The organism is Paenibacillus taichungensis (genome assembly GCF_047302525.1).
Classification (GTDB): Bacteria; Bacillota; Bacilli; order Paenibacillales; family Paenibacillaceae; genus Paenibacillus; species Paenibacillus taichungensis_B.
This window is the reverse complement of the sequence record NZ_CP168020.1, coordinates 2,912,689-2,934,762: the sequence shown is the minus strand read 5'-3', so window position 1 is coordinate 2,934,762 and position 22,074 is coordinate 2,912,689. Positions and strand designations below refer to the sequence as shown.

Annotated in this window: 21 protein-coding genes; 3 read left to right on the top strand and 18 right to left on the bottom strand. The window is 44.2% G+C overall.

Translation table 11 applies throughout. The features are described 5' to 3' along the window. Window positions 1–5 precede the first annotated feature (5 nt). The gene (locus ACDJ58_RS13355; protein ID WP_413378629.1) at window positions 6–884 is read right to left on the bottom strand and encodes an AraC family transcriptional regulator; all 879 of its coding nucleotides are present in this window, start codon (window positions 882–884) and stop codon (window positions 6–8) included. 650 nt (window positions 885–1,534) lie between these two features. Between ACDJ58_RS13355 and metE the strand changes: the two genes are divergently transcribed. Next, window positions 1,535–3,826, top strand: a complete 2,292-nt coding sequence (gene metE, locus ACDJ58_RS13350) for a 5-methyltetrahydropteroyltriglutamate--homocysteine S-methyltransferase (RefSeq protein WP_413378627.1) — start codon at window positions 1,535–1,537, stop codon at window positions 3,824–3,826. Window positions 3,827–3,904: 78 nt separating this feature from the next. Here metE and ACDJ58_RS13345 read toward each other — a convergent pair whose 3' ends face one another. The 14 genes from ACDJ58_RS13345 to ACDJ58_RS13280 form a co-directional block, all read right to left on the bottom strand. Further along, complete coding sequence (locus ACDJ58_RS13345) at window positions 3,905–4,888, bottom strand: alpha/beta hydrolase (protein WP_413378625.1); 984 nt, start codon at window positions 4,886–4,888, stop codon at window positions 3,905–3,907. A gap of 27 nt (window positions 4,889–4,915) precedes the next feature. Next, entirely contained in the window at window positions 4,916–5,530 is a 615-nt protein-coding gene (locus ACDJ58_RS13340; RefSeq protein WP_413378623.1) for a TetR/AcrR family transcriptional regulator, read from the bottom strand. Window positions 5,531–5,668: 138 nt separating this feature from the next. Then, window positions 5,669–6,721, bottom strand: coding sequence for a D-alanine--D-serine ligase VanG (gene vanG / locus ACDJ58_RS13335; RefSeq protein ID WP_413378621.1), 1,053 nt, complete (start codon window positions 6,719–6,721; stop codon window positions 5,669–5,671). Between the two features lie 52 nt (window positions 6,722–6,773). Then, window positions 6,774–7,580, bottom strand: coding sequence for a D-alanyl-D-alanine carboxypeptidase family protein (locus ACDJ58_RS13330; RefSeq protein ID WP_413378619.1), 807 nt, complete (start codon window positions 7,578–7,580; stop codon window positions 6,774–6,776). Then, on the bottom strand, window positions 7,546–8,700 hold the full coding sequence (alr, locus tag ACDJ58_RS13325; RefSeq protein WP_413378617.1) for an alanine racemase: 1,155 nt from the start codon (window positions 8,698–8,700) through the stop codon (window positions 7,546–7,548). The genes ACDJ58_RS13330 and alr overlap by 35 nt, the downstream gene beginning before the upstream one ends. 252 nt (window positions 8,701–8,952) lie before the next feature. Beyond that, window positions 8,953–9,804, bottom strand: a complete 852-nt coding sequence (locus tag ACDJ58_RS13320; protein ID WP_413378615.1) for a hypothetical protein — start codon at window positions 9,802–9,804, stop codon at window positions 8,953–8,955. After that, window positions 9,801–10,307, bottom strand: coding sequence for a sigma-70 family RNA polymerase sigma factor (locus ACDJ58_RS13315; RefSeq protein WP_413378613.1), 507 nt, complete (start codon window positions 10,305–10,307; stop codon window positions 9,801–9,803). The genes ACDJ58_RS13320 and ACDJ58_RS13315 overlap by 4 nt, the downstream gene beginning before the upstream one ends. A gap of 254 nt (window positions 10,308–10,561) precedes the next feature. Then, window positions 10,562–11,923 (bottom strand): LLM class flavin-dependent oxidoreductase, encoded by a 1,362-nt coding sequence (locus ACDJ58_RS13310; protein ID WP_413378611.1) that lies wholly within the window; start codon window positions 11,921–11,923, stop codon window positions 10,562–10,564. Between the two features lie 32 nt (window positions 11,924–11,955). Beyond that, complete coding sequence (locus ACDJ58_RS13305; protein WP_413378609.1) at window positions 11,956–12,768, bottom strand: ABC transporter permease; 813 nt, start codon at window positions 12,766–12,768, stop codon at window positions 11,956–11,958. Next, window positions 12,765–13,610: an ABC transporter permease gene (locus ACDJ58_RS13300; protein ID WP_413379657.1), complete on the bottom strand. Its 846-nt coding sequence runs from the start codon at window positions 13,608–13,610 to the stop codon at window positions 12,765–12,767. The genes ACDJ58_RS13305 and ACDJ58_RS13300 overlap by 4 nt, the downstream gene beginning before the upstream one ends. 42 nt (window positions 13,611–13,652) lie before the next feature. Further along, on the bottom strand, window positions 13,653–14,663 hold the full coding sequence (locus ACDJ58_RS13295) for an aliphatic sulfonate ABC transporter substrate-binding protein (RefSeq protein ID WP_413378607.1): 1,011 nt from the start codon (window positions 14,661–14,663) through the stop codon (window positions 13,653–13,655). A gap of 54 nt (window positions 14,664–14,717) precedes the next feature. Beyond that, complete coding sequence (locus ACDJ58_RS13290) at window positions 14,718–15,494, bottom strand: ABC transporter ATP-binding protein (RefSeq protein WP_413378605.1); 777 nt, start codon at window positions 15,492–15,494, stop codon at window positions 14,718–14,720. A 182-nt stretch (window positions 15,495–15,676) separates the two neighbouring features. Continuing rightward, window positions 15,677–16,351, bottom strand: a complete 675-nt coding sequence (locus tag ACDJ58_RS13285) for a TetR/AcrR family transcriptional regulator (protein ID WP_413378603.1) — start codon at window positions 16,349–16,351, stop codon at window positions 15,677–15,679. Window positions 16,352–16,401: 50 nt separating this feature from the next. Then, window positions 16,402–17,631, bottom strand: a complete 1,230-nt coding sequence (locus ACDJ58_RS13280; RefSeq protein WP_413378601.1) for an aminopeptidase — start codon at window positions 17,629–17,631, stop codon at window positions 16,402–16,404. Window positions 17,632–17,935: 304 nt separating this feature from the next. On the opposite strand from ACDJ58_RS13280, the gene ACDJ58_RS13275 reads away from it, so the two are divergent. Both ACDJ58_RS13275 and ACDJ58_RS13270 read left to right on the top strand, forming a co-directional pair. Further along, a complete protein-coding gene (locus ACDJ58_RS13275) occupies window positions 17,936–18,076 on the top strand; it encodes a hypothetical protein (protein ID WP_157258453.1) in 141 nt (46 codons plus the stop codon). A gap of 230 nt (window positions 18,077–18,306) precedes the next feature. Continuing rightward, on the top strand, window positions 18,307–19,581 hold the full coding sequence (locus ACDJ58_RS13270; protein ID WP_413378599.1) for a stalk domain-containing protein: 1,275 nt from the start codon (window positions 18,307–18,309) through the stop codon (window positions 19,579–19,581). 106 nt (window positions 19,582–19,687) lie between these two features. On the opposite strand, the gene ACDJ58_RS13265 is transcribed toward ACDJ58_RS13270, so the two are convergent. From ACDJ58_RS13265 to ACDJ58_RS13255, 3 genes are all read right to left on the bottom strand, one after another. After that, window positions 19,688–20,188 carry a GNAT family N-acetyltransferase gene (locus ACDJ58_RS13265; RefSeq protein ID WP_413378597.1) on the bottom strand — a complete coding sequence of 167 codons (501 nt, stop codon included), beginning with the start codon at window positions 20,186–20,188 and terminating at the stop codon, window positions 19,688–19,690. Window positions 20,189–20,401: 213 nt separating this feature from the next. Then, window positions 20,402–20,710, bottom strand: coding sequence for a hypothetical protein (locus ACDJ58_RS13260; RefSeq protein WP_413378595.1), 309 nt, complete (start codon window positions 20,708–20,710; stop codon window positions 20,402–20,404). A 15-nt stretch (window positions 20,711–20,725) separates the two neighbouring features. After that, a complete protein-coding gene (locus tag ACDJ58_RS13255) occupies window positions 20,726–21,910 on the bottom strand; it encodes a PLP-dependent aminotransferase family protein (RefSeq protein ID WP_413378593.1) in 1,185 nt (394 codons plus the stop codon). Window positions 21,911–22,074 lie beyond the last annotated feature (164 nt).

The window sequence follows — 22,074 nt, the reverse complement described above, 5'->3', positions numbered from 1 at the left end:
GTGAATCATCCTTCATATGTTGTGATATTTGTACGATGCTTCTTACGAAATTCAGACGGAGTGCAGTCATTATATTTTTTGAAAAGTCGGTTGTATGAGTTCACATTGTTGAATCCATGACCAATGGCAATATCCAGAATGGATTCTTCCCGAAACAGTAGGGCCCACTCCGATTTGATTATTCGAAAATGATTCAGGTATTCCATCAGTGTGATTCCTTTAATTTCTTTAAACAATTTACATACGTGAAACTTGCTGAATTTAATGTGCTCCGCGACCTGATCCAGTTTGATGGGTTCAGCATAGTGCTCCTCCAGGTATTCACAGACCGATTCGAGAAATTCAAATTTTTTGGAAGGTGTACATGGCCATCCTGAAGTTAATTCCTCGGTAATCGGTGCCTTTGTGCGCAGCATATGAACGATGAGATCATATAATCTGGCAACCATTAACCAGCGATATCCCGCCTGTTGATCTTTCTCTTCATTTACTAAGGCATCTATATATTTCCCAAGATTTTTCTCATTACAAGGGTTGGACGGGATGACCGTCGTTTTATTGAAAAGCTCACCGAGATCATGGGTTTCTTTTTCGCTTGTGAAGCTTCCCGTTAATAATTCCAGCCGAAACAGGATAATGGTTAAATGATCTGTACCTGGCAAGAAACAGTGAATGTCTCCCGGTTTAATAAGCAGCACGTCTCCATGTTCAAGGTCAACTACATGGTTATTGACGCCAATTCTCGCGCTTTTCCCATTGACTACAACCAATTCAACCTCTTCATGCCAGTGTGCGGCAAAGTTAAACTGTTCCTCGGTATGAATTACCTTGATTGGAAAACCTCCTGTCATATGACCTGTTTCAAGAAAAGTAGGTACACCCATCAAATCACCCTTTCCACATTTTCCAGTTCAACAATGATCTATATAAATTGAACTAAAGAATATTTACACTTGCCTCTCCGAGGACAGAACAACCTTCCGATCGCTGTTATCCCCAGATTTTTTTGATTCCCTTTTTAAAAGGGGAAAACCCGGGGATAAAGGCGAGGTGTATGCTTCCGATGCAGCTTTCTTTCAGAAAGCTTTTAGCTCCGCTTCTTCAGGTTATTTCTGTCCTCTACGTTCTCGTGTAAATGTTTAGTTCAATTCATCTAGTTATCATTATTATGCATCAAGTATAGTTGTCCCTTCTAATCGAGATAAAAAAACGATTGGACAAACGAAAAGAGCTCCCCAACATTTGTTAAGGAGCCTCTATTATGAGCCTATCTTCTTTACAACCGGCAGCGCACATGCCCATCATAAGTCAAATGAAGAAAATCGGATTCTTTATTGCCACGACCTCTCCCTTCCTAAATCAAACGTCATTATAGACTAACACGTTCCAGTAATACAGCCTCTATCGACAGTGGTGTTCTAAACATTTGGGGTTATAGCTATAGGCTATAGCTAGATATAACTTAATGGAATTACATTATAACTCCTGATTTGTGATAACTTTTTGGTAACATATTGTAGAGGAGTTTTACGTCATGGCAAAAAGCAGTGTATTGGGATATCCACGAATTGGTGCGGATCGGGAATGGAAGAAAGCATTGGAGGCATTCTGGTCAGGCAAGCTCGAAGAAACAGAATTCCAAGCAAGATTGCAGGAGATTCGGTTAGATCACCTGCGCAAGCAGCAAGAAAAAGGCATCGATCTTATTCCTGTTAATGATTTCAGTTACTATGATCACATTCTGGATACTGCCGTTATGTTCGGAATTGTTCCAAAACGGTTTGCATATGACGGTGGCGCTGTACCTTTGTCCGTCTATTACGGAATTGCTCGGGGAACAAAAGATGCAGCAGCAAGTGAAATGACAAAATGGTTTAACACTAACTATCACTATATCGTGCCTGAACTGGACGGTGCTTCCCCTGCTCTTACGGAAAATAAACCCCTTATTGCTTATCGTGAAGCCAAAGAGAAACTGGGTATTGAAGGCAAACCGGTTCTTGTAGGACCGTTGACCTTCCTGAAGCTGTCCAAAGGATACGATAAATCCGAAACGAACGCTTGGCTGGACCGCTTGCTTCCACTCTATGTACAAGTGCTTCAGGAGCTTGCAAACGAAGGTGTTCAGTGGGTACAGATTGACGAGCCAATCCTCGTTACCAAAACAAGTGATGCTGACCTAAAGCTGCTGAGTAAAATTTATGAGACGTTTGCAGCTGCTGTACCAGGTCTGAACATTATGCTGCAAACCTACTTTGAATCCGTAGAGAACTATAGCAACATTGTTGCCCTACCGGTTCAAGGTATCGGACTTGATTTTGTACACGGAGCTACTGGTAACATTCAGTCCATTCAAGCGTCCGGTTTCCCAGCGGATAAAGTTTTGGGTGCTGGGGTTATTGACGGCCGCGGAATCTGGAAAGCCTCTTTGCCAGGAAAACTGAAGCTGTTGGATGAACTGGCTGAACTCGTAACACCTGAACGTTTATTCGTGCAATCCTCATGCAGCTTGCTTCATGTTCCGGTAACGACAGAGCGTGAAACTAAACTCACATCCGAACTAAAAAATGCTCTGGCATTTGCAGATGAAAAGTTGGACGAGATCGTTCTTCTGACGAAAGCATTGTCTTCAAGAAACGCTGAAATCATCGCTGAAATTGAAAATTCCGATCGTACGATCCAGGCTCTCCAGCAATCCGAAGAGCGCAATCGTGTTGCTGTTCAAGAAGCCGTGGCATCACTCAGCGTTCAACAGCCGGAACGTTCCCGTCCGTTTGCCGAGCGTCATATCGCGCAGCAGGACAAATGGAAATTGCCACTTTTCCCAACAACGACCATCGGCAGCTTCCCACAATCGGCAGAAGTACGTAAAGCACGTCAATTGTGGCGTAAGGGTGAGTTGAACAATGAGCAGTATGCGGCCTTCATCCGGGATCAAATTGATATCTGGATCAAAATTCAGGAAGAGATCGAGATCGATGTTCTCGTACATGGTGAGTTTGAGCGTACCGACATGGTAGAGTTCTTTGGCGAAAAACTTGCAGGGTTTGCCTTCACACAATTTGGATGGGTACAATCATACGGTTCCCGTTGCGTAAAACCACCAATTATTTTCGGAGACGTTGCATTTACCGGAGAAATGACCGTTGAAGAAACCAAATACGCACAGTCCCAGACACAACGTCCTGTAAAAGGTATGCTTACTGGACCGATCACTATCATGAACTGGTCATTTGTACGTGAAGACATCCCGCGCGAGCACATCGCATATCAATTGGCGTATGCACTGAGACAAGAAGTCGAAGCGTTGGAGCAAGCAGGTATTGGCATGATCCAGGTCGACGAGCCTGCGGTTCGCGAAGGACTGCCGTTGAAGGAAAACCAGCAAGCCGATTATCTGGCTTGGGCTGTCAAAGCTTTCCGCATTTCCACTTGCACGGTTCAAGACACGACTCAAATTCACACACATATGTGCTATTGCGAATTCCATGACATGATTGATTCGATCGAAGCGATGGACGCCGATGTTATTTCGATCGAGACATCCCGCAGTCACGGTGAACTGATTCACAGCTTTGAGTTGAACACTTATAAACTGGGCATTGGACTTGGCGTATACGATATCCATAGCCCACGTGTTCCAAGTGTGGATGAAATGACGAGCATGATCGAACGCGCCTTGCGTGTATTGGATCCTAAACTGTTCTGGATTAATCCGGATTGCGGTCTCAAAACTCGTGGACTCGAAGAAACCGTTGCTTCCTTGCGCAACATGGTTGATGCAACCAAGATTGCCCGTGAAAAGCACGTTGCAACAACGGTTTAAGTTGAATAGATAAATAATTCAAGAATTCGTTTATAAAAGGCGGACATTCCTAAGCTATGGAATTTCCGCCTTTTAATATCATCTTTTCGCTGTCTGCTCAGCAAAATAATGATCCACTGCATATTTAAATGATTGAATAAAAACTGAAACTGCCTTTTTACTCACTTCTGCATTGGGTTGAATGATATCAAAGCCATGATAGCAGCCTTTGTAGAGCTCAAAATCGACATGTACACCTGCTTTTCTTAAGTTTTCTACATACTGAATCGTTTCGTCTCGAAACGGTTCCAAATCACCAACAAAAGTGACTGTCGGAGGAAGATTGCTGTAATCGGTAGCTCGGGCAGCAGCCGCATAGGGAGGTACATCCTTCCCTGCCAATTCGCCAAGATACAAATTCCAAGCCCATTGATTATAATCAGAGTTCCAAATGGGGGCATTATTGTCCTTAGCGGATTCAGTAATCATTCTATCATCGATCATGGGATACAGCGGCATTTGAAATGCAATGTTTACTTCTCCCTTATCTCTGGCGTAAAGAGTAAGTGCAGCGGTTAGACCCCCTCCAGCGCTTTCTCCGCCTACCATGAGCTGATCCTCTCTAATCCCAAGTTCCTTCACATGGCTTTTCATCCATAAAAGGGTATCATAACAATCATTTAAAGCTGCTGGATAGGGAGCATCAATCGATAATTGATAATCCGGTGCAACGACTATACAATTCCCTGCATCAATTAATTTTTTGTAGGTTGCCCCGAATTGCTCCGGGTTTCCCATCGCATATCCCCCTCCATGTATCCAAAGAACACCTGGCGCTTTTCCTTGGGGATGTAGAGGTTTATAAATTCGAACACGTATCTTGGAACCATCACTTGTACGTGGTATCCACTCTTCACTACACTGTAAACCGTCGATGTCTTTCCCCGCTGTCGCATTCGATCTTTTTTTGATTTTCCTCATCGAGTTAAGCCACTTTTCTTCATGAGAAGATTTCATTAATAAATCAATAAGTTTACCTTTCACTCTTAATTGTTTATCAATCATTTTAGTTGTAACTCTCATCGTGTTCCCCATCCTTTCGGGAGTTTTCTAAAATCCGGTTCGCAAGTAGTTGAACATGTCATCCAAATATTGATCCAACGTCATCTCCCCAGGAGAATCCGTTGCCCCTTGCCCTGGAAGTAGCACGTTGATACTTCCGTCGAATATCGCGAGGACAGCACCGTATACAGCCCCCGAAAGAAGATGGGAGTATCCTTGGGGATACCGTCCCTGGGATAAATCGGTTAATGTTTCCTGAGCCGTAGCTTGCAAACGAGAGAGCACGCTGAGAAGATAGGGTTCGAGCGTCGGGTACTGTTTGGAAAGCGATACGAGTTGACGCATTTTAGAAACATACTCTGCAGTTAGTGATCTCTTTATCAATACATATAAAGTATCCAACGGCAGTATGTTTTGTTGTGTAATTTCATTTAATGGCTCTTCATCGTAATGATCTGTTGTAAGTATTGCCGCCATGGCTATCGCTTCTTCTTTGCAGGAGAAATGATTGGCGAACGTTTTTCTGGAGTATCCGGCCCTTTGAACGAGATCATCGATAATGAATCCATCCAATCCCCGCTCAACCGCAAGTTCAAACGCTGAGCTGGACAGCGCTTTGGTGGTTGCCTCTCTTTTGATATCGCGCAAGCTTGGTTTATTCATCACTAAATGACGCACGCCCTTCTCTTACAATAGATTATGTCTTCATTCCTTCATGATAATATTATTACCCATTGTGTATTGTTACACAATGGGTAATCAAATATTTCTTTTTCAGTTTTATGTTCCATTCAACCGCTCTCAGTTCTCATCAATGGCGAGCTCTATGAGCTGGTTAAGAATATTTGCATAAGTCATGCCGCTAGCTTGGAGCATGTTAGGATAGCGGGAATTCGATGTGAAACCAGGTATCGTGTTGACTTCATTGAACACAATTCTTCCGTCAGTGGTCAGGAACATATCTACTCGCGCAAACCCTCTACACCCAAGCGTTTTATAAATAGTCAGAGCGCTCTCTTTAACCTTCATTTCAGTGTCATCATCAATGCGGGCTGGCAAGTGAATCTTCGAACTGATCAAGGAGTACTTTTCCGAGAAGTCAAAAAATTGCCCCTGTAGTTCAATCTCATCAATTACGCCAATCATGGGATCAGAATTGCCCAATACAGCACATCCCACTTCAAAACCATTAATATTTTGCTCAATGACAACTTTGCTGTCGTGTATGAAGGCGTGTTCAATTCCGGTAATCAACTCTTGCATATTGTTCACCTTCGATATGCCTAATGACGATCCTGATCTAGCCGGCTTAACAAAGAGTGGGAAACCCAGTGCTTCTATTGCTGATAGCACTTCTTCCATCCGTTCACTCCTATGTATTGTAAGGGAACGCGGCGTATCTATGCCTGCTGCCTGCACCAGTTTATGAGCCAGTTCCTTGTCCATACATAACGCAGAGGATAACATGCCACATCCAACAAACGGTATACCAGACAGTTCCAATAATCCTTGCAAGGTTCCATCCTCACCGTATTTGCCGTGAAGCACTGGAAATACAACATCAATCGTTGTTACATGATATTCCGTATGAACAAGCTCAATGAGTCCTTTGACTTCTCTGCTCGGTGAGAAAAAGGATGGGATACAACTCGGATGCAAATGCCATCGATCATTGCGAATATCCTCAACCGTTCCACTATATCTGAGCCAAGAACCTTGCTGTGTAATTCCAATTAACACAAGATTGTATTTTTCGGTATCCAAATTTTCAATCACTGAAGCGGCTGAGCTCAAAGATACGTTATACTCACCTGAACATCCGCCAAACAATACCGCAATCGACTTCTTCTGCATCGTAAAACCCTCCTAAAATGTGATATGTCTAAATCATCCTTATTGCTATAACTTAATTTTTGGAGAAAGTCGTAACAATGAATCCTTCACGATTCGTTCCTGATATCCGATAAGAATCACAACTCAAGATCGGGATATGGCTAGATGTCCCTTTATCCGTGGGAACATAATATATCTGGATTGTCATGTCCTTTTCTTTAATCGTAAGCTGCTCTCCAGAGTACCGATATTGCTGTACAAAATCGATGTACTCCTCTAAACATAGATTGTTTTCTTCCATGATTTTGGAATGGGGATATCCTACATATCTAAAATGCCAGGGCTCATAAGCAATACGAGTGATTGATTCTTTTTCTTGTTTATATCGAAGGATAAAACCGAATTGTATGGCATGTTGTCTGAAGGGCTTGTAAATGCCCGTGTCCGGAAAGGAAGGAGCAATAAAATCGATATTCGATTCCAATTTACCCACATCGATAGCCAACCCCGTTTGGTGTTCACTATGGTCAGGCAAGGCTACGTATTTGGAAGTATATTCCGAACCCTGTTCTATCAAACAATCTTGATAGATCTGGACTTGATCTTCTTTTGTTCGATATGCGCTGACGGCGACAATTTCATCCGTCCCCCCACAAGCTTTAAGCAGAGCATGAAATTGATTGAAACACTGCTTCTCCAGAAGCATCTCCTTATTTAATTTCTTTATTGAAGGCAAGGAATCCAATGACTCTAGTTGATGGACTTGTACTTGCCTTCTGATTGGGTTTTGATCATTTATTAACACTAAATGCCCTTGAAATCGTTCTTCGTTACTTACGCTGATTTCAATATGTTTTTGTTCGAGTTTCCGTGATTTCATGATGAACTTCCCCACCTTCTTTATAAATTCGTAACACTCTGTCCGTGATGGAACTCGTTATTTCTTGAGATACACCACCGATATGATTGGCCAGTGCTTGAATCGGAATTTCCCGCTCACCTGAATAGCCAATGAAGGTCACCTTTGATCCTTCCGGAAAATACATCGGAAGCTTGACCATCAATTGATCCATGGAGATTTTCCCTATAATTTCTGCACGATACCCTTCCACCAACACCTCTGTATTTTGCATTCTCTGCGACCATCCATCGGCATAGCCGATAGGCACTGTTCCGATCCATTGATCTGAGTCTGTTTGATAAGCATTGTTGTAGCCCACATATTCGCCTTTTTTTAATCCTTTCGTTTGCAATAATCTACTGTGTAAACTGAATGCTGGCTTTAGTTGGATGTTAGGTACTAGTTTTTCCGGATAAAAGCCATAGATTGCAGCTCCTATTCGAGCCATATCCATGCACAATTCCGGGAATCGAAGTGCTGCCACACTTCCCGCACAGTGATAATGATTGATTGGAATCCGTGACATACTGCTCCACTCTTTCATTTCCAGGAAGCGTTGAATCTGAAGCTGTAGATAACGGTTGTCTGCCTCACCTGCTGTCGCGAAATGGGTATAGAAACCGTCGACTACTACATCTGGTGCTCTGAGCCACGGAACCATTTCAAGCCACTCTTCTTTTGTGCGTATACCAATTCGTCCAAGTCCAGTATCCATTTTCACATGCACAGATAACTTATGCGGGGTATGAACAGGCTTGTATTTTCTCATCTCATGAAACCAAGACGCTTGTGTAACGGTAAGCATCAAATCATGTTCCAGAGCCAAAGGTACAAGTTCAGGACGAATCGGAGTCAAAATAAGAATCGGTTGTCTTAAGCCCGCATTCCTTAGACGGATGGCTTCTTCAATGAAGGCACACGCTAAATAATCCGCGCCTGCCTCTACTGCTTCTTTGGCCGTCTCGATATCTCCATGGCCGTATGCATTTGCTTTAACAACTGCCATTAGTTTGGTCGAACGTGGTAGAAATTTGCGGATCTCTATGACATTCTCGCGAATTTGCGTTAGATCTATTTCAGCCCAAGTATCTCGGTACATCCGAATGATCTCCTCAACCGAATAGATGGCTTGTTTTTACTTACTATTTTCAGTAGATCCGCATATGCACTTTTCATTGTTTGGCCTCCTAAAGGTGTGAATGTAGTGCGTTGAATTGTTTTAAGTGTATATTAGGGCTACTTCAGCTCCTATCGATCAAACTTACACAAAACTGACAACGATGTAAGATTACAGATTTGCAGATCTCATAGTTACAACAAAAAAAGCCTGCGCTAGGGCAGGCTTCTTCCATTATTGAGGATTTTCATTACTCATCCAGCTGTCGACATGCAGTGGTTCACTGTAGTCCTCCCGGTCAGTAAATTCTTTCAGGTGTTTCTCTGCATCTGCACGGTTATCGAAGGCACCCATAACGACGGTGAATTTCCCATTTTGGGTATGCACAACGCTGCTGCCATCGGCAGAATACTGTTCAGCCAACATGGCCAGTGCTTCGCCCTGCTCCATGTCTTCGCTACGGACAAAGAAAAGTTCATGCGATTGCGTTTTCTTCCCGTCGGAAAAAAGCTTCAACTGAATATATCCAGGCTGCTGATACTCTGACACGGAATAATCCACATCATCATTAAGTTCAACCACAAAGCCAATCGCGGAATCATCCAAAATGATATTTTGATAGACATCTTTTACATTCTTAAGTGCTTTAATATCCTTCTCCAACTTGTCATAATCCAGATGACGTACCCCGTTGAAGGTGAAGATCAAGCGATTCGGCCCTTCTTTGTGATCCACAGTATACGATGGAGCAGAGGTGATCTGTTCACCATCGATCTGAAAATTAATGTTTAGTGTATCCGATTCTTTGGTCGTTGTAACCGAAACCCCATCTGTGCGCTCCCCTCCACCACCAACTTGCAAAATTTTGACGACAGAACCTATTACAGGTACATCGGATAATGCCTTGGCTACACCTGGTACGTTAGCTGTTATCATCACCGCAGCACAGGCAGCAACCAGGGATGAACTACGCCAGATCATCATTTTTCTTCGCTTTTGGTTTCGTGCGCGCTGACGGGCTTGCTGAATAACTCCGGAAAGGCCGGACGGGATATTGATCTGTTCATATCTTTCTTTTCCTGTCATGTAAAATCAACCTCTTCCTTGGTCAGATGTTTTTTGAGTTTGTTTAAGATCTTATAGAACCTGGTCTTCACCGTGCTTTCCGGCAGGGAAAGTACCTCCGCCATATCCTTGAATCGCTGATCCTGGAAAAATTTCAAAACGATAAATGCCCTATCTTCGGGATGCAGGTGATCAAGTGCTTCGTATAAATCCCATTGCTCTTCAAGCCCCATGGAACTCTCTTCGGCTGCAAACGGTATTGTACTGTCTTCCATATACGTGTATTTCTTCTTTCGTCTGATGTAATCCAGAGAACAGTTGATGACGATCCGGGTCATCCAGGTTTCAAAATAATCAGGACTCTTCACTTTTTCATAAGATAGAAAACCTTTAAAAGAGGCTTCAGATATAATTTCCAATGCTTCCTGTTCATTTTTTACATAAGAGAACGCGAAGCGATAAAGCTTTTCTTTACATGCCTCCAGACGTTCACTGAACTGCTGTTCAGTTAGTGCTGTACTCACCTTGCTCAGTTTGTCCACCCCCGTTGCGACTGTATATTTTGATTATTGCCGCATTTTTAATAAAGCTTACTTTGTATGTTGTTTCGCATGTTAGACAGCTGAGAGTCGAAAATAGTTTTAAAGAAGATGAATTTTTTTATCTGGGAACAAGAACTTATATCGTCCCAAACGAAAAAAGCCGCCAATAGGCGACTTCTTTTCTCTTTCTTCATTAGGAAGACCAGCAATTGAAAATCAGACTGAAACAGGTGTTTTCATATTGTTATGGAGGTCTTATCTACCGATTTCTCTTTTTGAAAATGACTTATACCCGGGCGATCCAGCCCAAGATGATCACGAAGCGTTCTGCCCGTATAATCCGTGCGGAAGAGCCCCCGTGCTTGAAGAATCGGAACAACATGATCCACAAATTCATTCAAATCTCCCGGTAGAACGGGTGGCATGATGTTAAATCCGTCGCAACCATATTCTTCAAACCATTGTTGCATCAAATCAGCCAGTTGTTCATAGGTCCCAACAAACTGCATGTGCCCTCTTGCCCCTATCAGTCTCCGACCCAGTTCAAGAATGGACAGCTTATCTTGTCGGGCCATGTCCATAATCAGCTGTACCCGGCTTTTCATTCCATTGGAAGCTTCCACGGGATCTGGAATGTCAGGCAGCTGGCCTTCGACAGGATATTCGGAAAGGTCAAACTTAAGCATCCCGGATAACATACCTACTGCCGCTGCCGGAGGAATCAACTCCTGCAGCTCTTCATATTTTCGCTGAGCTTCCTCCTCCGTCTTACCCAAAATCGGTGATAAACCAGGCATTATTTTCATGCTGCCTTGTTCGCGTCCATATAGAGCGAGTTTGGATTTGACGTTATTGTAGAACTCTTTCGCAGCATTCAGAGATTGTTGGGCCGTGAAAATCACTTCACCGTAGTTGGCAGCAAAATCCTGTCCCGGTTCGGATGATCCGGCTTGGATGAGTACAGGGTATCCTTGCGGCGAACGAGGTACATTGATCGTACCTTGGGTGGAATACCACTGCCCTTTATATGAAACTTCCTTTAATTTAGATGGGTCCGCAAATAGTCCAGCCTGCCGATCCACAATTAATGATTGATCTTCCCAACTATCCCAGAGCAGAGTGGCTACTTCGACAAATTCCCGCGCCATTTTATATCGAAGCCCATGCTCAGGATGCTCTGTTCGTCCATAGTTATTTGCTTCAACATCCAATTGGGAGGTCACGATGTTCCATCCAGCGCGTCCTTCACTGATATGGTCCAATGTGGAAAATTTTCGAGCTACGTTATACGGCTCGTTATAGGTAGTCGACACCGTGGCGGTCAAACCCAGCTTTTCCGTATCTGTAGCCAATGCGGACAGGAGCGTTAGCGGGTCCAGCATCCCTGCTGCCGATTGATCAGCGCCCATTACATAGAGAAGATCAGCCAGAAACATCATATCAAACTTCCCACGTTCAGCCGTCTGTGCGATGGATCGGTAAAATTTATAATCAAAAATCTGTTCAGCTCCTGAATCCGAGCGGCGCCAGCCATAGTGATGATGACCTGTATAATAAATGAATGCCCCTAGATGAAGCTGCTCTTGTCTAGTCCCCATATATATCTTCCCTTCTTGTTTCCATTTTTGGATTATCCCTTGAACGTATCTCGCCAGCGGAGCCATCTGTCTTCAAGCAGCCGGACAGCCGAATCCGAGAGCTTGCCTACAGCCGCAAAGACTACAATACCGACAAATACAATATCCGTTTGTGAGTATGCACGGGCATCCTGTATCATGTAGCCGACGCCTGCACTGGTTCCCATCATTTCAGCAACAACAAGGACTAGCCACGCCGCGCCCAGAGACAGTCTCACTCCAAGCAGAATATTAGGAAGTGCCGCAGGGATAACGAGCTTGCCAAGTAGCTCCCATCTTGAATACTGGTAAATCCGGGAGACTTCAATCAGCTTCATATCAACATTTCGTATACCGAGAAATGTATTCACATAAACAGGAAAAAACGCGCCTAGCGAAATCATTAGAATTTTTGAAAACTCTCCTACACCAAACCATAAAATGAATAAAGGAATGAGGGAAAGAAGCGGGATCATCCGCAGCATCTGTAATGAAGGGTCAAGTGTGCGCTCCGCCAATTTTCCAAGCCCTGTGGATAGGCCTAGCATGAGCCCGACAGTTGTTCCAAGCAGAAAACCCAAGCCCGCTCGATAGGAGCTGATCCCGAGATGTTCCAGCAACTCGCCGTTCAAGATTAGACGGATGCACTGCTCTGCAATCTTGGAAGGAGCAGGTAGCATGGTCGCTGAAACCAGCTGAAGGGCAGAAGCCAATTCCCAGATGAGGAGAATAGCCAACGGAATAATCCACCCGTGAAGACGACCTGGAATTCTGCTCAGCCAGTCTCCTGCTCGTTCGGTTTGTTTACCAATCTCCAGCTTGCTCATTTTGCTTCTTCTCCTTTGAAACCGTCTTGCCACCGTAGCGCTCTCGCTTCCAGAAGCTTAATGATGGAATCTGACAGTTTGCCCACGACAGCAAAAACAATGATTCCCACAAACACTACGGTGGTGAGTGAGAACGATCTAGCATCATTGATCAGATATCCTAAGCCTGCGCTAGAACCCATCAATTCGGCAACGACCAGACCCAACCAGGCGACACTGACGGATAAACGTATCCCCAGAAAGATATTCGGCAGAGATGCTGGAAGAATTAACTTCGTGATCATCTGCCATTTGCTGAATTGCAGCACCTTTCCTACATCAAATAGCTTGCTGTCAACGGATCGGATACCCAGAAAAGTATTAACATACAGCGGAAAGAAAGCGCCTTTAGCTATCAGCAGCAATTTCGAAGTTTCACCGAAACCGAACCACAAAATGAACAAGGGAGCAATGGCCAAGTGAGGCAGCGTCCGCAGCATTTGAAAGGAAGGGTCCAGCAGTCGCTCTGTCTTGTAAGAAAATCCGACCCATAACCCCATCGTGAGACCAAGACCGCCTCCGATTAGAAAACCAAGCAGAGCTCTCCACGTCGATATTCCCAAATGCTTCACAAGTTCACCCGTCTCCGTCATGCTGACAAGCTCTTTCCATATGCTGCTTGGCGTTGGAAGCAGAACCGGGTTCAAATATCCCATAGCCCCGGCTACCTCCCACACGATTAACAGAGCCACCGGAACGATAAGCCCTAGTACCATATTGCTAGCTCTTAAGTAAAGTTTTCGCCTCTTAACCGAGTTCTTCTTTTGAATTAAAGGCGGAATAACCGCCTTTTCCGCACGCATTTGCATGTAGTGAACGCCTCTCTTCTATAGGGGTCATTATGTTTATTTCAGTGGATCCTTGAGAGCTGCGTCGATATATTGATTGTCCGTTATAGTTTTGATCACAACCTGATTTCGAATGTTCTTCATTCGGTATTGAAAATCCGCTGTTTGCTGCATTTCATCTACGATATCTTCATTAACTGGCGTGTTGATCATGCGGGAACGTTCGAATGTCCCACTAATAACACTGGCAGGAACGTTACGTTCAGCTGCATATCTATCGATTGCTTCGGTGTCATGCTCGCTTTCCCACTTCAATGCTTTATTAACTACCTTCAAGTACAGAGTCACAAGCTCTGGATGTTCCTCTGCAAAACCAGTTCCCGCGATCGTAAACGAAGGGGACAATACGCCAAGCTGCTCACCGTCGGACAACACTTTTCCTTTTCCCGTTAAGGTATTGAGAGTAATGTAAGGGTCCCATGTCGCCCAGGCATCCACACTGCCGGTTTCAAACGCAGACTGTGTCTCGTCTGGCTGTAGCTGAATGATTTCAAAATCTTTATCCGTTAGACCGGACTTCTCCAAACCACGGTATAGAAAGTTATATGCATTGCTTCCTTTTGTAACGGCAATCTTCTTGCCTTTCAGGTCACTAAGGGACTGGGCGGTACTACCGGCAGGTACAATAATTGCAACGTTATTTTTTCCGTCCAGAACTTGCGATACGATTTTAAAAGGAATATTCGCAGCTTGTGCTGCGATAATTGGCATGTTCCCCAGGCTGGCGATATCCAGCTTATTGGAAGCAATAGCCTCTGTCATGGGCGGTCCACTCTGAAACTCTATCCATTCCACTTTGGCTCCTGTTTTTTCAAATTCTTGTTCAAACCATTTTGCTTCGCGTGCTTTACCGAATAAGCCACCACTTCCCTGAATCCCGATTTTGACGGTTACATTTTGGCTCGTGCCTGAACCACTTGCGTTATCATTTGAGTTTTTTGATGCACAAGCCATTGTCAACAGAGACAACGCGAGCACCATAACAAGAACTAGATGAGATTTTTTCATATAAACCACTTTCCCTTTAATATGCTGTACATTCTTCTTATACTATGGACAACGCTATATACCGCCGCCTACGTCATATAAAGGCTCATCGACTTTTTCGAACTCATTTAATACCAGTCTTCTCATCTCCTGAAATGCACTGCTTGATCTTTTTCGGGGAAAAGGTAAATCAATCGAAAGAATACTCCGAATATGACCTGGACGCGGATTCATAATGACGACTCGTTCCCCTAGGAAGACGGCTTCATCGAGATCATGGGTTACAAACAGCATTGTTGTTCCATTGCGTTGCCAAATATCAAGCAGTACTTCCTGCAAATGAGACCGAGTAAATGCGTCGAGCGCTCCAAAAGGCTCATCCAGCAACAATACATCCGGGTTACGCAGCAATGCTCTGGCAATGGAGACGCGCTGTGCCATCCCACCTGATAATTCGCGAGGGTATGATTTTTCAAATCCTTTTAAACGGACCAGTTCAATCAGTTCCTCCACCTTTCGGCGGACATTCAGATCTCTAAGAGAGAGATTGGCTGCAATGTTTTTCTCCACCGTTAACCATGGAAACAGCCGGGGCTCCTGAAAAATGAATCCTTTCTCTATGCTGGGGCCTTTAATAGGTTTACCGTTGAGCAAGACGGTTCCCGTATACTGCGTATCTAAGCCAGCCACAATTTTAAGCAAAGTGCTTTTCCCGCATCCGCTCGGACCAATGATGGTTACTAATTCCCCTTTTCGAACGTTGAGCTGAATGTTGTTTAGTGCGATGATTTCACCAACAGGGGCGACAAACGTTTTGTTCAGGTCGCTGATCATAAGCATATCCGCAGACATTAAAGACACCCTTTCACATTTAATCAATAATACTTACATGTTTACTTGGTTTTGAGACAAAAAAAAGAGATTTACCCCTTTCCACTGCGAATAAAGCGGGGCAGTGTAAATCTCTACGGTTGCAAATCAACAAAGTGAATTTCGATTCGTTTTGTTATACGATATATTATCAATACCATTTCTTACCTGTCAAACATTTTTTTATTTATGTAACTTAAATCGTTATTCCCCTCAAATAGACCAGCGGTTGATACCACTGTTTCTGGTTCCATAAAAAGTCGAACAATTTTTTGGGGATCAATATCTACTTGTATTTCATAACCGGGAGCGAGCTGCAAGGTCAGACCTTGAATCAGACTTACAAAATAAAACGCAAGTTGTCGAGTATCTCCTTGTATGATGCCGCCCGACTCCTGTCCTTGGCGAAAAATCTCTGCCAAAGGTTCCAAATTGTCAGTAAATCTCTGGGTTGCAGCTTGTTTTATTTCAGTGCTGACGGCATGATTTGTTCGTATACTTTGGAGCATGATGGTGAAGGCCCAGTTACTCTCGTTTGATAACCACCCTTTGCTAATCTCGAATAGTTTTTCACGAGGATCTATATCCATGTCTGCTATTTGTGCAATAGTCCTCCCATACATCGTTTGTCCTCGACGCAGAACCTCACTGAAAATTTCGTCCTTCGATGTAAAGTAGGTATAGATATTGCCTACGCTAAGTTTTGCTTCCTTGGCGATATCTTTAATATTGGTTGAATCAATTCCACGTTTCGCCATGGTTTGTAATGCTGAATTTAAGATATGCTCAATGCGTTCCTTTCTCATTTGTTGGTCCTTCAGAATGTTTCTGGGTGACATTTGAATCCTCCTCCGTTTTATTACCAATTATTGATCTATGATTATTAATTCTACACCCAGTTACCGTTACGAAACACAGGTTCCAAGCCTCCATTTGAAAGTTCTCCGTCAATGTCCATATTAGCCGATCCAATCATAAAATCGACATGAATGAGGCTTGAGTTCACACCGTTTGCCGCCTTTTCCGATTCAGTCATCTCGTTCCCTCCCTCAAGACAGAACGGATAAGCATTACCGATCGCGAGATGGTTGGATGCATTTTCGTCAAAGAGAGAGTTGTAAAAAACAAGCCCTGATTCCGAAATCGGAGAATGATGGGGCACCAACGCAATCTCGCCCAGATAGGCCGCGCCTTCGTCAATGCTAATTAATCTTTTTAGCACCTCAAGCCCTTGCGCTGCTTGAACATTAATAATTTTCCCGTTTTCAAACGTCAAGGAGAAATCATCGATTAGATATCCTTCATAACTTAGCGGCTTAGTACTGCGAACCGTGCCGTTCACCCCCTGCTTTAACGGGACAGTCCATACTTCTTCTGACGGAATGTTTGCCAAAAATGAAACACCCTTTTCGTTGATGTTATCCGCATCACTTACCCAGATATGTTTAGGCGACAGTTCTATCCGCAGATCCGTACCGGGTCCACGGTATCGAAGTGCTCGATACTTTTTACGATTAAGCTGCTCTGTCTTGTTTCTAAGCAGTTGAAGATGTGTCTTCCATGACTCAACGGGATCAGCCGAATTAATCCTCGTAACGTTAAAGATAGCTTCCCACATCGTATCGATCAAATGCTCTTCGGCAACATCAGGAAACACCTTGGCAGCCCAATCCGTTGATGGAACCGTAACTATAGACCAACTGATCTTGTTGGACATCCCGTAGCTGCGAAATTTGGCTAATGCCTTACCTTTGGATGCATTCAAATTCAATATCCGCTGTGGATCTATTCCCTGCAGAAGATCGGGATTGGGCGCAGTGATCGTCAGGAAAGCTGCATTATTTTCGGCAAAAGTCTCCCAACCTGCTGCCCGGAACGCCGGATATTCGTGGAACACTGAGTCCGGCGCAAGTTCATACTTTAAACGCGTAATCTCATCGTCGCTCCACTCGATATAAACATCATGAGCGCCGGCCTCATAAGCATTTTTTACAACTAATCGAACAAACGGAGCAGCCGATATTGGCGCGGTTATGACAAGCGTTTGACCCCTCTGAACATGAACACCAACGTTGACCACAAGTGCTGCGTAACGCTGTAATTTTTCATGAAAGTCCACTAGCATCTCCTCCTCCTGACTAAAATTAATATCGCTGGTTTATTTATTACTCTTCATAATATCATTCGTTAATATTCCAGCCTATGATTTACTACCCTGCCAATATAAATCCTTCGCACCAAATAGAAAATCAGAAGTTTCTGTCCGAAGGGACAACTGTTGCTCCGCCCATTTAATCCAACAATTAGGCGTATACATAAGTATACAGAGCATGATTAACATATGTTGAAATAAAATTGATTTTCGGGGTGACGTCGTGGCTAAAGGCAAAAGAAATAACCTGATGAACGAGGAGCTAACTTCCTTGGAATTAGCTAAAATCGGACTAACGTTAAACGTGATCGGGGATATACTTGGTTATTTCTCGATCCTCAAAGCGGAGGAAGAAGCAGCGAATCTGGCTGCCGATACGAATAAAATGGGTAATACCACAGCTGTAAAATGAGCATTCAACTTCCTCTGATTTCATTCCCTTTAAAAATAAAAAAATGGAAATGCGATTATGCGCAAAGAAACCGAAATTGTACGAATTTCCGTTTCTTTGCGTATTTACTTTAACCCATCATATCTTGTAATTGGAACTCTATGAAAATTTTGCTATACTATTTTATGCTAGATCACCGTCAAGATGAGATGCCATTCTACTATATTTGATGAGTTGGAGGAATTCAAAATATGTTACATACACGAATAGGAAAGACTGCTGCTGCCACTATTCTTGCTATATCTTTACTCGGAACCACTGCAAACCTTAATGATGCCTATGCCGCACCCGCCATTTCGGTCTTGCTGGATGATGTTCCTCTGAAATTCGATGCAGCCCCACTGATTGATAAAGGTGTTACCTATGTCCCTTTCCGAACTGTTGGCGAAGCTCTGGGAATTAGCATTACTTGGAATAGCAAGGCGCAAACCGTGAAAGCCATTGGAAATGTGAAAGGTCAGGCGACGGAAGTCCTGCTTCAAGTGGGAAGCACCACAGCAACCGTCAATGGAGAAAAGGTTAAGCTCGCAGCGCCACCCGTTCAGCGGGAAGGTCGTGTGCTTATTCCACTCAGTTCGTTCAGTAGTCAGTTCGGTGTTAATGTAGGCTGGAACCAGTCAACTCGTACCGTCTCTCTTGTTTCACCTCAACGTGAAATGCATTTGAGAGCCTTCTATGCGCTGCAATCCTATAAGGAAATCGATTTGGTACCATCCATGAACTCCGTCGCTTTTGGCTGGAGTCGCATCGATCGCGAAGGTCAATTTACGCTTCAAGGTAATGAGTATCAAATTCCTGCTGCTGCCGGTGACGTTACACCTCAATCCATCGTTGCTGATGCAGCAAATCAGAGTATTAAACCGTATCTTATGGTTTATTCTTTGGATGGAAACGGAGAACTGACCAAGGTGCTGAGTGACAGCAGCATGCGCCAGAAGTCCATTGAGGGCATAACTGCTGCCATAGCTGAGAATGGTTTTGGAGGCGTTGTTCTTGATTTTGAAGGACTGGGTTTTAAGCTGGACGCTGTAGAGCAACAGAAGCTGCTGAACAATTACGTCAAGCAATTGAAGGATTCCTTGCCTAAAGACATCGCTCTATCTTTGGCCGTCCCCCCATTAAATAGTGCATATAAAGGTTATGATTACAAAACACTCGCTTCGCTGGCAGATGACATCATCATTATGGCTTATCAATATAATCCTGTTGGAACCAAATCGCAGGTCCCTGAGCCGAACAGTCTTGTGGATCAGGCCATCCAACTTGCGCTAGATGCTGGCGTATCCAAGCAAAAGCTTCTGCTCGGTATCAGCTTAAATAGTGAAACCTCATCCTCCATAGATGATAAACTGGGTCTTGCCAAGCGATATGATCTCAAAGGAGCTGCCTTCTGGCGCCTTGGATTATTCCGTACCTACAATAATCAGATGGAAGACGCTGTACATGCCTCTGTTATAAAAGAGTAAAGAAATTTCGATATTCTTGACCCCATTGGCTTTTCACACACAAAAAAACGAACCGAAATCTCTGGATGCTAACAAGAGATTTCGGTTCGTTTGTTATAGATGATATCTATGCGTTCAATGAGGAGTGTTCGTTTCTGTGGGTTGCACTGAGTACCAGATCTTTTTGATAGGCAAGTACTCGATCCCAGTCCCCGTGAAAAATCGGTATCCGATAGTACCCAACTCTTTCATAAAGGGCCGCCGCCTCAGGCTGCTTGGGGCCAGTCTGCAGCTTCAGATTGGTGTAGCCGAATTCGAGCGCAAGACGTTCTGCTTCGGCCAGAATGGCTTGGGCCACACCCTTACGACGGAAATCCGAACGTGTGTACATACGCTTGACCTCCACAGATGTATCATCAAGGGGCCTGATGGCTCCGCAGCCTACCGGATATCCATCCAAACGCGCGACAATAAAGGCTGCTCGCGGTGTCTCCACGTCGGATGGCTGAAATCCCGCCGTCCCATCGCCGCCATATAACAATCCCAGTTCTTCACTTAGCTCCTTGATTAAAAGTTCCGAATCCTCGCTTCGTATATCTTCGGCAGCAGCAAGTACGATCGACGACATTGCATAAAACCCCTTTCCCTCATTGGATTTATTGGATTTTGTGATTTATATAAATTATCACGAACAGGTCCTTAGCGTCAATTCCCCATCGATTGAATATTTCAATAAGCAAACTGACGAACAGATTCACAGCAAAAAAGTCGCCAAATTGGCGACTTTCCCGACACTTATATGGTTACAATTGGACGGATGCATTTGATTCCAAGTCTCTGCTTACCCTTCAACCACATCGGCTCGCAAATCCGTTGCAACCTCAATCATTTGCGGAACGACAGCTTCATTGACAATGGCAACATACAGATCTCCCATATACAAACGAAATGGAATCTGGAGGTTCTCATACGTCCACATGAAGAAATCCCCATCGATGGACATGACGCTCTCCGGTCCCTGGACGGTAAGAACAGGCGAGTACGTAAAGCCCGGTTTGGATGCAAAATACTGTTTGCATTCTTCCAAGGAGATGGATTGCTCCTCGTTATTTTCTTGCATGGATCGAGTGATCCGAAAACGTTGATTCATGAAATGTGCCTCCAATTAGAATTTGTGCAGAACCTGTCCCAAAATTTCGATGCCCTTCACAATTTGCTCATCGGAAGGTGTTGAGAAATTAAGTCTGATCGCATTGCAGGGTTCGTTCTCATCGACGAGAAAAGCAGTTCCCGGGACAACAGCTACGCCTTCCGCAGCGGCTGTTTTGGCATAATCCAGCATCGGGATATGAGCCGGCAGATCACACCAGAGGAACAGCCCTCCATCCGGTTGAGTAAAGGTAATGGACTCACCCATATGCTCCTGCAGCTTGTCAATCATCAAGGCAGACTTCCTGCGATAAATCGCACGGATACTGCTGATATGCTCTGCATAGTTATACTCAGTCATGAACTTATGTGCCAGAATCTGCGGCAGCATGGCTGTATGTACATCCTCTCCCTGTTTGGCAACAACCATCTTCTGAACAACCTCGGAAGGAGCCAGAACATAACCAACACGCAGGCCAGCCGACAGAATCTTGGAGAAGGAGCCTACGTAAATTACCAGACCTTCATCATCCATCGACTTAATCGTCGCTACATCTTCTCCGCGAAACCGAAGTTCTCCGTATGGGTTATCTTCCAGGATCATGACTCCATACTTCTTGGCAAGATCATAGATTGCCTTGCGTTTCTCCAGGCTGGTGGTAAAACCTGTAGGGTTTTGGAAACTCGGAATGACATAAATCAGCTTTACATTCTGCTCGGTTTGCAGGGCATGCTCCAGCTTCCCGATATCCATACCGTCCGTCTCCATCGGAACGCCGACCAGGTTTGCACCTGAAGCCCTGAAAGAGTTCAGTGAGCCGATAAAGCTCGGGCTCTCACAGATAATCGTATCCCCTTCATTACAGAATACTTTACAAGCGAGTTCAATTCCTTGCTGTGCTCCAGATACGATGAATAGTTCATCCGATGCTTTACCCGTGTCAAAGCCTGTCTTCAGATGTGTAGTCAATGTATCACGCAGCGGCGCATAGCCTTCGGTAATTCCATATTGCAATGCTGTTACCGGGTCTTGTTCCAGAATCGATTGAGTGAAAGTGCGAATCGCCTCAATAGGGAAAGTCTCCGGAGCGGGATTTCCCGCAGAGAACGGAATTACATTTTGACCCGAAGAAGCCTTTAGGATCTCACGAATGATGGATGGCTGCAATGCAGCAATCCGGTTGGAAAATGAATAGTTCATCTTAAAATAATGCCTCCCGAATTCAAGTCTGACTCTTGTCTCTATAACTACAATTAGATTCTATTATACGAGTATTTGGCAGATTTCTAAACGGTCTCGTCAAAATTGGCAGAGAAAAAACAAAAAGAGGCTGACATAAGCCGCCCCATGTTCCTATGGATTTT

Coding starts and splice junctions, on each gene's coding strand:
- metE (WP_413378627.1), top strand. CDS start 1,535: ATGGCAAAAAGCAGTGTATTGGGATATCCACGAATTGGTGCGGATCGG.
- ACDJ58_RS13255 (WP_413378593.1), bottom strand. CDS start 21,910: ATGAACTATTCATTTTCCAACCGGATTGCTGCATTGCAGCCATCCATC.
- ACDJ58_RS13330 (WP_413378619.1), bottom strand. CDS start 7,580: ATGAAATCACGGAAACTCGAACAAAAACATATTGAAATCAGCGTAAGT.
- ACDJ58_RS13310 (WP_413378611.1), bottom strand. CDS start 11,923: ATGGGGACTAGACAAGAGCAGCTTCATCTAGGGGCATTCATTTATTAT.
- ACDJ58_RS13270 (WP_413378599.1), top strand. CDS start 18,307: ATGTTACATACACGAATAGGAAAGACTGCTGCTGCCACTATTCTTGCT.
- ACDJ58_RS13295 (WP_413378607.1), bottom strand. CDS start 14,663: ATGAAAAAATCTCATCTAGTTCTTGTTATGGTGCTCGCGTTGTCTCTG.
- ACDJ58_RS13260 (WP_413378595.1), bottom strand. CDS start 20,710: ATGAATCAACGTTTTCGGATCACTCGATCCATGCAAGAAAATAACGAG.
- ACDJ58_RS13355 (WP_413378629.1), bottom strand. CDS start 884: ATGGGTGTACCTACTTTTCTTGAAACAGGTCATATGACAGGAGGTTTT.
- alr (WP_413378617.1), bottom strand. CDS start 8,700: ATGTACCGAGATACTTGGGCTGAAATAGATCTAACGCAAATTCGCGAG.
- ACDJ58_RS13305 (WP_413378609.1), bottom strand. CDS start 12,768: ATGAGCAAGCTGGAGATTGGTAAACAAACCGAACGAGCAGGAGACTGG.
- vanG (WP_413378621.1), bottom strand. CDS start 6,721: ATGCAGAAGAAGTCGATTGCGGTATTGTTTGGCGGATGTTCAGGTGAG.
- ACDJ58_RS13320 (WP_413378615.1), bottom strand. CDS start 9,804: ATGACAGGAAAAGAAAGATATGAACAGATCAATATCCCGTCCGGCCTT.
- ACDJ58_RS13265 (WP_413378597.1), bottom strand. CDS start 20,188: ATGTCGTCGATCGTACTTGCTGCTGCCGAAGATATACGAAGCGAGGAT.
- ACDJ58_RS13290 (WP_413378605.1), bottom strand. CDS start 15,494: ATGTCTGCGGATATGCTTATGATCAGCGACCTGAACAAAACGTTTGTC.
- ACDJ58_RS13300 (WP_413379657.1), bottom strand. CDS start 13,610: ATGCGTGCGGAAAAGGCGGTTATTCCGCCTTTAATTCAAAAGAAGAAC.
- ACDJ58_RS13345 (WP_413378625.1), bottom strand. CDS start 4,888: ATGAGAGTTACAACTAAAATGATTGATAAACAATTAAGAGTGAAAGGT.
- ACDJ58_RS13340 (WP_413378623.1), bottom strand. CDS start 5,530: ATGAATAAACCAAGCTTGCGCGATATCAAAAGAGAGGCAACCACCAAA.
- ACDJ58_RS13285 (WP_413378603.1), bottom strand. CDS start 16,351: ATGTCACCCAGAAACATTCTGAAGGACCAACAAATGAGAAAGGAACGC.